Raw genomic sequence first — 13,773 nt, forward strand, 5'->3', positions numbered from 1 at the left:
GAGTAGAAAATACTGAACGCTATGAGTATGTAATTCGATACTCTTAAGCGATTTTGGAGTAATCAGTAGGAAGGATGAGTTCAGGCTCACCGTTTGATGAGCCTGCATTCTTGATTTTATTAGGTCAGCTTGCGCCCTTTCACGCAGTTACGTCCATCCGCTTTAGCTTGATAAAGTAATTTATCCGCCTGATCACAGAGTGATTTAAAATTCATCTCACTATCTTCAGTCGTCACAACACCAAAACTACAGGTCACTCTCACTTCTTCATTCTGTTCCGTGACGAACCCATGTAAGGATAAAGCGCTACGTAATCGTTCAGCGGTAATGAGAGAGTCTTCATGATCGGTATTGGGCATCACAACGACAAACTCCTCACCACCAAAGCGTGCAACAATGTCATTTTCACGCACCGTCTCTTCTAGCACTTTGGCAACGCCTGTTAGTACGGCATCACCGAACACATGTCCATAGGTATCATTTACCTGTTTAAAATAATCTACATCGATTAGCGCTAAACTTACCGGCCCCGACTGCGGCTTCTTTGGCACCATTTTCTGTTTATCGAGTTTGCTATCCACCCATTTGTTTAAAGCTAGGTAGCCGTACTTAACTTGCTCGACTTGCTCAGACACAAAATGCTGCACCTTTTCTTGCTTAGATTGAGGCGTCGGCTTTTCTTTGCGTTCACGTTTCGTCTCAACGGGTTTAGTGAACCAATCTTCTAAAAAACGGCGATTGAATAACCCTGTCAACGTATCTGTCTTTGCTAGGCGGCGCATTCTTAAACGTGATCGATTCACAACAAGGAATACCACTGCCATCATAAAGAGAACACCAATGAGTGCTAGTAGCGCTTCACCCAATAGATAAAAGGTGCGACGGTTATTTTCCAGTTCCATACGCTGCAACACGTTGTTCCAGTTGAGATCTTCGTTCTCATATTCAAGTCGTTCCAACTCAAATAACGTCTGCTGGCGCTCAAGATTTTCAACTTCTCTTTGGTTGCTAAATTGGATGAATTTATCGTGATAGTTGCCGTAAGTTTTATACGCTAATTTAAAGTCATTGCTTCCCGCGTAGGCCATGGCAGCCACTTTTAGTAGTTCCATTTGCTGTTGCTTAACATATCGGCTCTCGATAATTTCCGGCAACATAGGCGCGATCATCGCTAGAAGTGTCTCAAACTGCTTCTGTTCTAGCATATATTCGGCTTGCAACAGCTTAAATGTAGCTAAGTAGGCGCTAGAGGTTTCTCTATACTGTAAGTTCTCCGCCAACTTTAAGTGGCGAACCATCTTATTTTCTTGGTTCGTCTCACGGTATAACGCAGCAAGCTCGAGGTTAACTCGAAACCTAAAGCGCCCGTCACCAATGATTTGCGCGAGCTTTAGCGCTCTCTGATACGATACAATCGCCTCTTCGTATTGGAACTGTGCCTTATGAAGCTTTGCTATCGTTAAGACGCTCAGCAGCTCATTGAACGACATGCGTCTATCCCTAAAATAACGGTACGCTTGTTCCAACAATGCTTCTGAACGGTCATAGCCCTGAATTTTGACCAGTACGTCACCAAGCTCTAGCGCCGCCCGTTCGACCAATCCTTGAACGCCAGAGGACTCAGCCGCATCCATCGACGACATAATTGCGGCATAGGATTTTTTAAACTCGCCCTGCTCATCGTAGTAACGTCCTTTTAGCAACAGGATCTCCGACTCGAGCTGCTTATCGCCATTTTCACGCGATGTTTCCAACAAACTATCCAACGAAGAAAGCGCGGTATCGATATCGCTCTTTCCGACCATAGTTCGCATCTGAATCAACTTAAATAAGAGATACTCATGGCTTTGTGGACGCACAAGTTCCAACCCTTTTTGTGCGACGTTTTGGCTCTCTTCCGCGCGCCCAAGTAGCTCTAGAACCGTGGACTTTGCAAGCCAATAACGTACCAGTAGCTCTGTTGGTTGATTTTGTAGTAGAGAGTCTTCTTCTAACGCCTCAATCAAAGCCAAAGAGCTCTGAGGTAATGCGTAAATTTGATTTTCAATGCCTTCTAGCGACTGTAAAAACTTACCTTCTTGTTCAACCTTTTCTGCGGATGCCTGAATAGAAAGACACAGACACCCCAATAGTAGTGGCATCGTCCTAAGCGAATGAAATAGTGACATTATTGCTCTTCCCTAATGGGTAGTTACTTCAGTGTAATAGAGAATTCTGGTTATTTTATTATTAAGGTAGCTGAAGGTTATTCAGCCAGCCTCATATTCCCATGTATTTTGCGCTGAATAATAAATCACCATCTTTAGATGTCGAAATGGTTTTCGGTCACAATATAATCAATAAGAGTGTTTTTCATACCCCAAGAAGCAAAATCTCATCAATGAGACAAACAATTGTCTTAATTGTGAATTAATGTATTTACATAAAAATTAACACGAGAGCACTTATTCATACCAAAAATACAAAAGAGTTGTAAATGTAATCGGTACAGCAGCCGTTGCTAAAACATCCATTAAAAATTATCGATAGAAACAATATAAGAAAGGAGGAAGGAAGCGGACAATCAAGCTCGCTCCCCTTTTTAATATGAGGAGGGGCTACATTCGCATTCCGCCATCGACTTCGAATACTCTTCCAGTCACGAACTCATTGGTTAACACGTATTTGATGGTCGAAGAAATTTCATCAGCAAGACCTAAGCGTCCGACAGGAATCATTTTAACTAAACGCTCCATCGCTTCAGGTTTTATTTGGTCCGTCATGGCAGTCTTGATGACACCCGGAGCAATCGCTACTGAGCGAATTCCGAAACGCCCTAACTCTTTCGCCCACACCGTCGCCATGGTGGCTACCGCCGCTTTGGATGCAGAGTAGTTAGTTTGACCAATATTCCCCGCACGCGCGACGCTAGATATGTTGATCAGAACGCCTTTGCTATCGGTGTTCAGCATTACCTTGCTCGCTTCGCGGCCACACAGAAAAGTACCTGTCACATTCACATCCATAACAGACTGAAATTGTTCCAGCGACATCGCGTTAACCTGACCATCTTTAACTTTGATGAACATGCCATCGCGCATAATGCCTGCGTTATTGATCACGCCATTGAGCTGTTTGAAATCCGCTTCAATTTGCGTAAAAGCAGCGCACACTTCTTGTTCTTCCGTCACGTTCGCTACATAAAAACGAGTGGTGACGCCGAAAGATTCACACTCCGCTTTCGTTTCAGCCAGTTGGTCTGAATTGAGGTCGATAAGCGCAAGGTGAACACCGCTTTCCGCTAGCGACAGCGCCATTTGTTTACCAAGCCCCTGCCCGGCCCCCGTGATCGCAATAACCTTATTTGCTAGATCCATAAGCACTCCTTAGGCCTGATTTTGCTTTTGGTAGAACTCAAACAAGCTTGAAAAATCTTTTTGTCCGTTGCCCTGACCGTTGTGAAAATTAAACAGGTTACGAGCCAAGCTGCCCATTGGCGTTGATGTTTGACTGGCAACCGCCGCTTCCATCGCAAGACCGAGATCTTTCGCCATTAACTGACTCATAAAGCCGCCCTGATAACCATTGCTTGCAGGCGTGTTTTCCATCACACCTGGGCACGGGTTGTAAAGCTCTAGCGCCCAGTTACGGCCTGAACTTTGCAGCATGATGTCAGACAGCACTTTGGGATCGAGTCCGTTTTCCATGCCTAAATTGAGTGCTTCACAAGTGCCGCTCATCAAAATGCCCAACATCATGTTATTGCAGATCTTCGCCACCTGACCGGCTCCGGCATCACCTGCATGGAAAATGTTTTTGCCCATGCGGCTAAGCACCACCTTGGCTTGAACAAAGTTCTCTTGTGAGCCGCCAACAATGAAAGTCAACGTACCTGCCGCTGCGCCCGCAACGCCACCAGATACCGGTGCATCAACAAAGCTGATGCCAAGCTGCAGCGCCTTTTCGCCAACCAAACGAGCGGTCGCTGGATCGATGGTGGAAGAGTCGATTAGCAGCGTTCCAGAATCTACGCTATCTAAGATCCCGTCTTGACCAAGATAAACACTTTGAACGTGTTGGCTAGCAGGTAGCATGGTGACCACCACGCTCGCACCTTGAACGGCTTGTTTTACCGAATCTGCACTCGACGCACCAAGTGCGGTAAGTTCTGCCACAGCGTTTGGATTCAAATCAAACACTTCGACGTTCAAGCCCGCTGTGAGTAGGTTCTTAGCCATAGGCGCGCCCATGTTGCCAAGGCCAATAAATGCAATTTTGTCCATATCGTATTTCTTCCTTGTACTAAAGTGCCGCTATAGCAACCGACGATGCGGTCAGTGGGTATTCTGCTGAGTCAATTGGCGAGAAGAAGCGCTCCAAAACTTGTGGCGTTACGTCAGAAACCGTGCGATGTTGCCAAGTCGGTTGATTGGTTTTATCAATAATCAGCGCACGAACCCCTTCTCTAAAATCACCTTCTAAGCCACAACGTAGTGTTAGGTTAAATTCCATATCAAAACACGCTTTCAAAGAGAGGTTTTGATACTGCGTTAACTGCTGATAAGTGATACTGAGCGACAACGGACTGCCATAGTTCAGTGCCTTTTGCGCATTGACGAACCACTTATCGTCAACGTCAGCGCTGCTGATTGCGTAAACAATCGAATCTAAATCACCCGAACAAAGCTGCTCAATCAATCCCGCATATGGCATCAACATCCCTTCGCTTGGCTCGTCCACTTGTACCGAACGTAGCGTAGTGGCGATTTTTTCGTTGATGTTCACTTCACCTTTCCAACTTACCGATGCGAGCAGATCCAACAGTGCTTGTTTGCTTCCTGGCTTTGCAATCCATTGGCTTAATCCCAACGCTTTCATGTCTGTCGCGTTGATTTGGCAAGCCGTCAAACTCAGAAAAAGTGCCAAGTGTTTTGGCAACTGATTTAGGAAGTACGTCGCGCCTACGTCTGGGTAAAGGCCGATTTTAATCTCTGGCATCGCAAAGCGTGTGGTGGTTTCTGCTACGCGATGACTTGCGCCCATAAATAAGCCCACACCGCCGCCCATCAGATAACCATGCCCCCACGCGATGATCGGTTTTGGATAAGTGTGAATAAGATGATCACAGCGATATTCGAGGTCAAAGAAGGTTTCCATCGCTGAAAACGCAGAATCAAAGTCTTTCTCTTTGTTTTCAAGTGCACGGTAAATCGCTTGAATGTCACCACCAGCACAAAACGCTTTTTCACCTTGAGCATGCAAGAATACCGCGACGATGCTGTCATCCGTTTGCCATTCATTAAGCTGTTTGTACAACTGCTCAATCATCACGTAACTCAACGCGTTGAGAGCAGCTGGATTATCAAGTTCCAGCACACCAATAACAGAACCATCAGCGCACTCAAGTTTTGAAACATTTACTGTACCTGTCATTTGGCCTCCGCTAGCTGTTTGTCCATTGTGGCTTACGCTTTTGCAAGAAGGCGTTTACACCCTCAGTCTGATCTTGTGTATTGAACAGCTGTAAAAACAGTTCACGCTCCAAAACCAATCCAACCGCATGAGTTTGGCTACGTCGACCTTGAATGAGCGTTTTGCACGCAGACACGGATTTCGGCGATTGGCCAGCAACACGCTGTGCAAGTACTATCGCCGCTTCTAGTGCTTGGCCTTTCGCCACCACTTCTTCGACTAAACCAATTTTTTCCGCTCTCTCGGCCGTCACTCGTTCGCCACACAGAATCATGCGCTTCGCCCAACCTTCACCTACCAACGCGGTCAGGTTTTGCGTTCCGCCCGCGCAAGGCAACAAGCCGACCGATGCTTCAGGAAGTGCCATTTGTACTTGTTCTTCTGCGATGCGAATGTCACACGCCATCGCCACTTCCAGACCACCACCCATCGCATAGCCATTAACCGCTGCGATAGAAACGCCATCGAACGCAGACAACGCTTCAAAGGCTTCACCAAAAGCGAACGCCATATCTGCTGCTTGCGATTTATCGCCGGATGCAAAGTTGTTGAGATCCGCTCCAGCAGAAAAGAATTTCTCACCTTCGCCCGTCAGTACCAACGCATAAATAGAGCGATCATTACTGAGTTCAATCGCCAACTCTTTGAGCTGATTTAGGGATTCAAGCGTCCAAGTGTTCGCTGGCGGATTACTAATCGTGAGTTTGGCGATATGCGCTTCGCGCTCTAGTTTGATTTGTGCCGTCATAATCTTTCAGTCCTTTGTTATTCCTTTAGGTAAGGCTATGTCTCGCTGACTAAAGCAGTTCAACGCCTTCCGTTAGTAATCGTCTTGCGACGATCAGACGCATGATTTCGTTGGTGCCTTCAAGGATTTGGTGAACACGAACGTCTCTAAAATGACGCTCGACTGGATATTCTTTGATGTAGCCATAGCCGCCATGGATTTGCAGCGCCTGATCACACACCTTAAAACCCACATCCGTTGCAAAGCGTTTCGCCATTGCGCAGTAGGCGCTTTTTTCTGCGTGTTTCGCGTCCAGTTTTGCGGCGGCGAGTCGCACCATTTGACGTGCAGCAACCAGCTCTGTCGCCATATCGGCCAACTTGAATTGCAACGCTTGGAATTGCGCCAGTGAACGTCCGAACTGTTTGCGTTCAGTCATGTATTGTTTGGCTTCATTCAGTGCTTGTTGCGCAGTGCCAACTGAACAAGTAGCGATGTTGATTCGGCCGCCATCCAGACCAAGCATGGCGAACTTAAAGCCTTCGCCCTCTTCACCCAACAGATAGTCAGCCGGAATGCGGACATTTTCGAAGGTGATCATGCGCGTTGGTTGGCAGTTCCAACCCATTTTGGCTTCTTTCTTACCGTAGCTAATGCCTTCGCAATCAGCAGGAACGACGAACGCAGAAACGCCTCCCGCACCTTCGCCGCACGAACGCGCCATCACGACGAGAACATCTGTATCACCTGCGCCAGAGATAAACACTTTTGCGCCATTGAGGACAAACTCATCGCCGTCACGCACTGCACTGGTCGTCAGTGAAGCGGCGTCAGAGCCTGCATTGGGCTCGGTTAAACAGTAGGAAGCGAGCTTTTCACCCGAAATTAAATCCGCGCTAAATTGCTGCGCCACTTCCGCTTTGGCAAAGCTGGTGATCATCCACGTCGCCATGTTGTGAATGGTCATGAACGCCGTCGTCGCGGTACAACCCATAGCCAACTGCTCGAAAATGATCGCCGCATCCAAACGAGACAATCCCAAACCACCATGCTCTGGCGGCGTATAGATGCTCAAAAAGCCAAGTTCACCTGCTTGACGCAGTACATCTTTAGGGAAGTGATGGTTTTCATCCCACTCGGCCGCGTGCGGCGCTAACATTTGGTCTGCAAACTGCTTTGCTACTTCGGCAAACGCGAGTTGATCTTCGTTTAATTCAAAATCCATCTTGAAGTCCTAAGGTCTAATTCGTTGCACTTGAAGCCAAGCCATCTAAAGGTTTGAAAGGCTTGGCTAGAGGTATCGCTACTTCTGTGACTAGCTCAATTGAATGGTCATGTTTGGACCGCTTGGAATGTCATCTTCAAACCAACGCGCAGTGACAGTTTTCGTCTCGGTGTAGAAGCGAACCGCTTGTTTACCGTAAGCATGCAGGTCGCCGTAGAAGCTGCCTTTCCACCCCGTAAATGAGAAGAACGGCAATGGCACCGGAATCGGCACGTTGATGCCTACGTTACCTACTTCGATATTGTGTTGATACTTTCTCGCGGCAGCGCCGTTCGCCGTGAAAATAGACGTACCATTACCAAAGCGGTTTGCATTGATCAGTTCAATCGCTTCATCTAGGTCATCCACTTCCATAGTTAACAGTACAGGCCCGAAAATTTCTTCCTGATAAATCGACATGTCTGTGGTCACGTTGGTAAACAGTGTTGGCCCCACCCAGTTACCGTTCGGGAAGCCAGGTACTTGGCAATCTGTCCCATCCAGAACACAGTTCGCGCCAGACGCTTTACCTTCATTAATCAGATTCACCACGCGCTGCTTCGCTTGCGGGCTAATCAGTGGGCCATAACCTGCGGTTTCATCGTCCCACGCCCCTGGCTGAACTTGAGCTAACGCCTCTTTAAGCTCTGGAATCCACTCTTTGGTTTCGCCGACAAATACTGCCACCGAAATCGCCATACAGCGTTGGCCTGCGGCACCGACTGACGCGCCAACTAGGTTATTGATGACTTGCTGCTTGTTTGCATCTGGCATGATGACCATGTGGTTCTTCGCACCCGCAAATGACTGCACGCGCTTTAGGTTGTCCGTACCCGTTTTGTAGATGTACTCACCAACTGGCACTGAGCCGACAAAAGAGATCGCACGAACGACTGGATCAGTCAGAATACGGTCGACTTGCTCTTTGGTGCCGTGGACAATTTGTAACACGCCTTTTGGTGCGCCTGCCTGTTCAAACAGCTCCGCCAATTTCATTGCAGTCAGCGGAACTTGTTCCGACGGCTTCAAAATAAAGGTGTTGCCGCAAGCGATCGCCATTGGGAACATCCACAATGGAATCATCGCTGGGAAGTTAAAGGGTGTGATACCAGCACAAACACCAAGCGGTTGAATGTAAGAGTAACCATCAATATTGGTCGCGACGTTTTCCACCGTTTCGCCCATCATTGAGCTACAAATGTTCGCCGCTTGTTCTACGACTTCAATCCCACGCCAAATGTCACCCTTTGCATCCGCAAGAGTTTTGCCTGTCTCACTTGAAAGCAGTATCGCCAACTCATCGTGTTGCTCTTTTAGCAAGTGTTGGTAGCGCAGCATCAATCTTGCACGCTCCGGCGCAGCGACTTCTTTCCAACGCTTGAACGTTTCCGTTGCGCTAGCAATCGCCGCATTCATTTCTGATTCCGTGGCACAAGGCACTTGCGCAATCACTTCGTTGGTTGCCGGGTTAGTTACATCTAGCCATTGTTTTGAGTCGGAGATGGCAAATTCACCACCGATATACTGCTTTACTTGTTCTGTCATGATGACATCCTTGTATTTTTCAGCTTGTTACTGACTACTGTTATGTAAGTGAAACTTTGTTGAGAATGAATTAGCAGATTTCAATCGCGATGGCGGTAGCCTCGCCGCCACCAATACAAAGCGATGCAACGCCACGTTTACCGCCTGTTTGTTTAAGAGCGTGAATCAAAGTCACGAGGATTCGGTTACCACTCGCACCAATTGGATGCCCCAACGCACAAGCGCCGCCGCGAGGGTTCACTTTGCTCTCGTCCAATTCGAGTGCTTTCACCGCGTATTGAGCGACAACGGCAAAGGCTTCATTGATTTCCCAAAGGTCCACGTCTGATTTGTCCCAGCCCGTTTTTTCCAGCAGCGTTTCAATCGCAAATACGGGTGCGATGGTGAACTCATCAGGCTGTCTTGCATGCGTGCTGTACGCGACAATTTTGGCTAGAGGTTGAACGTTTTCCTGACGGCCAAATTCACTATCAACCAATACCATTGCCGATGCACCATCAGAAATAGAACTTGAGTTGGCTGCCGTTACGCCGCCATCTTTGGCAAACGCAGGTCGTAAGGTGGGAATTTTAGTGACGTCGAGTTTGCTCGGTTGCTCATCGTCTACCACCAAGGTTTCGTCGCGTCGACTTTTTACGTTAACAGGCACGATCTCTTCTTTGAACAAACCTTGCTCAATCGCTTGCTGCGCGCGAGTCAATGACTGCTGCGCCCAGATATCCATACTTTCACGGCTGAACTGATACTTTTGCGCGGTTTGTTCGGCAAAGACACCCATCAATTCGCATTGGTAGGCATCCTGCAAACCGTCATAAAACATATGATCAAGCACTTGCTCATGGCCTAAGCGGAAACCATCACGCGCTTTCTTAAGTAGATAAGGAGAAGAGGACATGTTTTCCATACCGCCAGCGATAACCGCGTGCGCGTTACCAGATTGAATAAGATCATGTGCCAGCATGACGGTTTTCATACCCGAGCCACAGACTTTGTTCAGTGTCGTACAACCAATCGATTGTGGCATTTCTGCTTTAAGACTTGCTTGTCTTGCTGGCGCTTGTCCCACGCCAGCGGGTAAAACGCATCCCATCAACACTTCGTCTATTTTTTGCACATCTAGTTGGCTTTCGGCTAGTGCCCCTTGGATGGCTTTCGCACCGAGTTCCGTGACATCTGTTGAAGCTAATGCACCTTGAAAAGAGCCGATAGGCGTTCGCTTAGCGGCAACAATCCATGTTTCATTTTTCATTCCATTAACCTTTTGTTGACGTTTACGTCATAACTATACTAACATTTACGTTAACGTCAAGTTTGAGGTTGTTGTTTGTTCGAGTGATTATTTTATTTCGAGTAAATGCGAGTGATATCAAGGCTCAAGAGTGGATGTTGTTTGTTTACTTTAACGTTAACGAATTGTATATTCGTATGAATGTTATACGAAAGTCGTAAGGTTAAGGAATGAACACATTTAAGATCAGCGAGCTCGCGAAAGAGTTCGACATTACTACCCGAAGTATTCGCTTCTACGAAGATTTAGGTCTCCTAACTCCGGAACGTAAAGGCAACACACGAATCTACAATGGTCGCGATCGAATTCGACTAAAACTGATTTTGCGAGGTAAGCGATTGGGCTTTTCTCTTGCAGATATCAAAGAGTTATTTGAACTCTACGATACCGATCAAAGTACTGAGCAGTTGAACTATATGATTCGGTTGATCGAAGAGAAGAAGGCAGCATTGCAACAGCAAGCAAACGACATTCAAGCGGTAATGATGGAGTTAAATGCTGCGCAGTTGCGATGCCAAAACACACTGAGATCCATGAAAGGCGAAAAAGTCACCTAACACCTCAACTCTGGGATGTAGGTGACGTAAAGGCAAGGACACGCAATGAAATCTACCTACTCTTCCCTGAACTTTGTTTATGACGAAAATACCGATTTGCTTCGCGAGCAAATCAATAGTTTTGCTGCAAGAGAAATTGCGCCGCTAGCGCAATCTATCGACCAATCTAACGACTTTCCAAACCATCTTTGGTCCAAACTGGGTGACATGGGTCTTTTAGGTGTGACCACCAGCGAAGAGTTTGGTGGAGCAGGCATGGGTTATCTCGCCCACGTTATCGCTATGGAAGAAATCAGTCGAGCATCCGCTTCGGTTGCGTTAAGTTACGGTGCTCACTCCAATCTTTGTGTCAACCAAATCCACCGCAACGGCACACAAGCGCAAAAAGAGAAATACCTACCTAAGCTCATCTCTGGCGAACATATTGGTGCACTAGCAATGAGTGAGCCCGGAGCAGGTTCTGATGTAGTCTCTATGCAACTTAAAGCGGAACGTAAAGGCGATATATTCCTGCTAAATGGCAACAAAATGTGGATCACTAACGGCCCGGATGCACACACCTATGTTGTCTACGCCAAAACCGATCCAAGCCAGCATTCTAAAGGCATCACGGCCTTTATCGTAGAACGTGGATACCCGGGATTCACTCAAGCGCAAAAGCTCGACAAACTCGGTATGCGCGGTTCGAACACTTGTGAATTGGTATTCCAAAACTGCGAAGTCCCTGCTGAAAACATTCTCGGTGAAGAAAACCAAGGCGTGAAAGTATTGATGAGCGGTTTGGACTACGAACGTGTGGTACTTGCCGGTGGTCCACTTGGCATCATGCAGGCGTGTATGGATATCGTTGTGCCTTACATTCACGACCGCAAACAGTTTGGCAAATCCATCGGTGAATTCCAGCTAGTTCAAGCAAAAATCGCTGATATGTACACGCAAATGAACGCCGCTAAAGCGTATGTTTACGCCGTTGCTGCTGCTTGTGATCGCGGTGAAACCACACGTAAAGATTCTGCTGGTGCGATCCTCTACAGCGCAGAACTGGCAACCAAAATGGCATTAGATGCCATTCAGCTACTCGGTGGTAACGGCTATATCAATGAGTTTGATACCGGTCGTTTACTTCGTGATGCCAAGCTGTATGAAATCGGAGCCGGCACTTCAGAAATTCGCCGCATGCTTATCGGTCGCGAATTGTTTAACGAAAGCGCCTAATAATCAGCCCAGGCGTTCTGACTAAAAAACATTTTGTTAATCAACCCAAATCTTATTCAACCTCAATAAAGACGGGTGGTACCACCCGTCTACCGAATGGAGATCGGCTATTTATGGCTTGTTTGACGACCAATATTAATACCCATTCAGAGCAGTATCAGGAAAACTACCGCTCTATGGCGTCTCTTGTGGATCAACTCTATACCGTGACCGCGCAAATCGAAGATGGTGGCGGCGAGAAAGCAAGAGAGCATCAGCAGAAGAAAGGCAAACTTCCGGTTCGTGAGCGTATTCTTGCCCTACTCGACCCCGGTTCATCTTTTTTAGAAATCGGTCAGTTTGCTGGCTGGGATGTGTATCCAGATTACGTTCCATGCGCGGGCGTAGTAGCGGGTGTTGGTGTGATTGACGGCACCGAGTGCATGATCGTCGCCAACGACGTGACGGTAAAAGGCGGCAGTTACTACCCACTTACGGTGAAAAAACACTTACGCGCACAGGAAATTGCAGAAAAATGCCAACTGCCGTGTGTTTACTTAGTCGACTCTGGCGGCGCTAACCTACCCCGCCAAGATGAGGTATTCCCAGATAAAGACCATTTTGGCCGTATTTTCTACAACCAAGCCCGTATGTCGGCCAAAGGCATTCCACAAATTGCGGTGGTCATGGGACTATGTACCGCTGGCGGCGCTTATGTTCCTGCGATGTGTGATGTTTCCATCATAGTCAAAGAACAAGGCACGATTTTCTTGGCAGGTCCACCTCTTGTAAAAGCAGCGACAGGTGAAGAAGTCAGCGCGGAAGATCTTGGTGGCGCAGACGTTCACTGCCGTACCTCTGGTGTGGCGGACTATTACGCAGAAAATGATCACCACGCGTTAGAGTTGGCAAGACAGGCCGTTTCTCAAATCAACCACTTGAAACCCGTCCAACTCAAGCAAAAAACGCCACAGGAACCACGCTTTCCTGCGCGTGAGCTGTACGGCATCGTCGGAACCGATCTTAAAAAGCCGTTTGATGTAAAAGAAGTCATTGCCCGAATTGTTGATGATTCGCAGTTCGATGAATTTAAAGCGCTATTTGGTGAAACTTTAGTCTGTGGCTTTGCCCATATTCACGGTATGCCGATTGGTATCGTCGCCAACAACGGGATTCTATTCTCTGAGTCGGCGCAGAAAGGCGCGCATTTTATTGAGCTGTGCGCACAACGCAAAATTCCTATGCTTTTCTTGCAAAACATCACTGGCTTTATGGTCGGTCAGAAGTACGAAGCCGAAGGCATCGCCAAACATGGCGCGAAAATGGTGACCGCGGTGGCGTGTGCAGACGTACCAAAGTTTACCGTGGTTATTGGTGGTTCGTATGGCGCAGGCAACTACGGCATGTGTGGTCGCGCTTATGATCCAACCATGATGTGGATGTGGCCAAACGCACGTATTTCCGTAATGGGTGGTGAGCAAGCAGCAGGCGTAATGGCTCAAGTGACCCGCGATATAAAAACGCGCAAAGGTGAAAACTGGAGCACTGAAGAAGAAGAAGCGTTTAAGCGTCCTATCGCGCAGCAGTACCAAACTCAAAGCCATGCGTATTACGCCAGTGCTCGTTTGTGGGACGACGGCATTATTGACCCTGCGAAAACCCGTGATGTTGTCGGCATTGCTCTGTCTGCTGCGCTTAATGCGCCGATACCAGACAGCAAATTTGGCATCTTCCGTATGTAGTCGGA

General features: G+C 47.6%; 11 protein-coding genes. 3 read left to right on the forward strand and 8 right to left on the reverse strand.

Going from position 1 to position 13,773, the window contains the following annotated elements; translation table 11 throughout:
• Window positions 1-119 precede the first annotated feature (119 nt).
• The 8 genes from MTR11_RS14715 to MTR11_RS14750 all read right to left on the reverse strand — a co-directional run bounded on the left by MTR11_RS14715 (window position 120) and on the right by MTR11_RS14750 (window position 10,236).
• Window positions 120-2,141 (reverse strand): diguanylate cyclase, encoded by a 2,022-nt coding sequence (locus MTR11_RS14715; RefSeq protein ID WP_395201027.1) that lies wholly within the window; start codon window positions 2,139-2,141, stop codon window positions 120-122.
• 456 nt (window positions 2,142-2,597) lie between these two features.
• Window positions 2,598-3,356: an SDR family oxidoreductase gene (locus tag MTR11_RS14720; RefSeq protein WP_005392559.1), complete on the reverse strand. Its 759-nt coding sequence runs from the start codon at window positions 3,354-3,356 to the stop codon at window positions 2,598-2,600.
• A gap of 9 nt (window positions 3,357-3,365) precedes the next feature.
• Window positions 3,366-4,262, reverse strand: coding sequence for a 3-hydroxyisobutyrate dehydrogenase (mmsB, locus tag MTR11_RS14725; RefSeq protein ID WP_237309456.1), 897 nt, complete (start codon window positions 4,260-4,262; stop codon window positions 3,366-3,368).
• A gap of 19 nt (window positions 4,263-4,281) precedes the next feature.
• A complete protein-coding gene (locus MTR11_RS14730; RefSeq protein WP_243327933.1) occupies window positions 4,282-5,412 on the reverse strand; it encodes an enoyl-CoA hydratase/isomerase family protein in 1,131 nt (376 codons plus the stop codon).
• Window positions 5,413-5,422: 10 nt separating this feature from the next.
• Window positions 5,423-6,199, reverse strand: a complete 777-nt coding sequence (locus MTR11_RS14735; protein WP_243327934.1) for an enoyl-CoA hydratase — start codon at window positions 6,197-6,199, stop codon at window positions 5,423-5,425.
• Window positions 6,200-6,248: 49 nt separating this feature from the next.
• Window positions 6,249-7,403, reverse strand: coding sequence for an acyl-CoA dehydrogenase family protein (locus MTR11_RS14740; RefSeq protein ID WP_074190554.1), 1,155 nt, complete (start codon window positions 7,401-7,403; stop codon window positions 6,249-6,251).
• A 90-nt stretch (window positions 7,404-7,493) separates the two neighbouring features.
• The gene (locus MTR11_RS14745) at window positions 7,494-8,987 is read right to left on the reverse strand and encodes a CoA-acylating methylmalonate-semialdehyde dehydrogenase (RefSeq protein ID WP_029798081.1); all 1,494 of its coding nucleotides are present in this window, start codon (window positions 8,985-8,987) and stop codon (window positions 7,494-7,496) included.
• Between the two features lie 70 nt (window positions 8,988-9,057).
• A complete protein-coding gene (locus tag MTR11_RS14750) occupies window positions 9,058-10,236 on the reverse strand; it encodes a thiolase family protein (protein WP_243327935.1) in 1,179 nt (392 codons plus the stop codon).
• Between the two features lie 209 nt (window positions 10,237-10,445).
• Here MTR11_RS14750 and MTR11_RS14755 point away from each other — a divergent pair, with 209 nt between their 5' ends.
• The 3 genes from MTR11_RS14755 (at window position 10,446) to MTR11_RS14765 (ending at window position 13,768) form a co-directional block, all read left to right on the forward strand.
• The gene (locus MTR11_RS14755) at window positions 10,446-10,832 is read left to right on the forward strand and encodes a MerR family transcriptional regulator (RefSeq protein WP_005373242.1); all 387 of its coding nucleotides are present in this window, start codon (window positions 10,446-10,448) and stop codon (window positions 10,830-10,832) included.
• 45 nt (window positions 10,833-10,877) lie between these two features.
• Complete coding sequence (locus MTR11_RS14760) at window positions 10,878-12,047, forward strand: isovaleryl-CoA dehydrogenase (RefSeq protein WP_005392567.1); 1,170 nt, start codon at window positions 10,878-10,880, stop codon at window positions 12,045-12,047.
• Between the two features lie 113 nt (window positions 12,048-12,160).
• Window positions 12,161-13,768: a carboxyl transferase domain-containing protein gene (locus tag MTR11_RS14765; RefSeq protein ID WP_243327936.1), complete on the forward strand. Its 1,608-nt coding sequence runs from the start codon at window positions 12,161-12,163 to the stop codon at window positions 13,766-13,768.
• Window positions 13,769-13,773: the final 5 nt, after the last annotated feature.

The sequence above is a fragment of the Vibrio sp. CCB-PB317 genome, from assembly GCF_022808245.1.
Taxonomy (GTDB): Bacteria; Pseudomonadota; Gammaproteobacteria; order Enterobacterales; family Vibrionaceae; genus Vibrio; species Vibrio diabolicus.

What these genes read in the sequence shown, in the direction of transcription:
- MTR11_RS14760 (WP_005392567.1), top strand. Translation starts at nt 10,878, where the DNA reads ATGAAATCTACCTACTCTTCCCTGAACTTTGTTTATGACGAAAATACC.
- MTR11_RS14765 (WP_243327936.1), top strand. Translation starts at nt 12,161, where the DNA reads ATGGCTTGTTTGACGACCAATATTAATACCCATTCAGAGCAGTATCAG.
- MTR11_RS14740 (WP_074190554.1), bottom strand. Translation starts at nt 7,403, where the DNA reads ATGGATTTTGAATTAAACGAAGATCAACTCGCGTTTGCCGAAGTAGCA.
- MTR11_RS14730 (WP_243327933.1), bottom strand. Translation starts at nt 5,412, where the DNA reads ATGACAGGTACAGTAAATGTTTCAAAACTTGAGTGCGCTGATGGTTCT.
- MTR11_RS14750 (WP_243327935.1), bottom strand. Translation starts at nt 10,236, where the DNA reads ATGAAAAATGAAACATGGATTGTTGCCGCTAAGCGAACGCCTATCGGC.
- MTR11_RS14745 (WP_029798081.1), bottom strand. Translation starts at nt 8,987, where the DNA reads ATGACAGAACAAGTAAAGCAGTATATCGGTGGTGAATTTGCCATCTCC.
- MTR11_RS14755 (WP_005373242.1), top strand. Translation starts at nt 10,446, where the DNA reads ATGAACACATTTAAGATCAGCGAGCTCGCGAAAGAGTTCGACATTACT.
- MTR11_RS14735 (WP_243327934.1), bottom strand. Translation starts at nt 6,199, where the DNA reads ATGACGGCACAAATCAAACTAGAGCGCGAAGCGCATATCGCCAAACTC.
- MTR11_RS14720 (WP_005392559.1), bottom strand. Translation starts at nt 3,356, where the DNA reads ATGGATCTAGCAAATAAGGTTATTGCGATCACGGGGGCCGGGCAGGGG.
- MTR11_RS14715 (WP_395201027.1), bottom strand. Translation starts at nt 2,141, where the DNA reads ATGCCACTACTATTGGGGTGTCTGTGTCTTTCTATTCAGGCATCCGCA.
- mmsB (WP_237309456.1), bottom strand. Translation starts at nt 4,262, where the DNA reads ATGGACAAAATTGCATTTATTGGCCTTGGCAACATGGGCGCGCCTATG.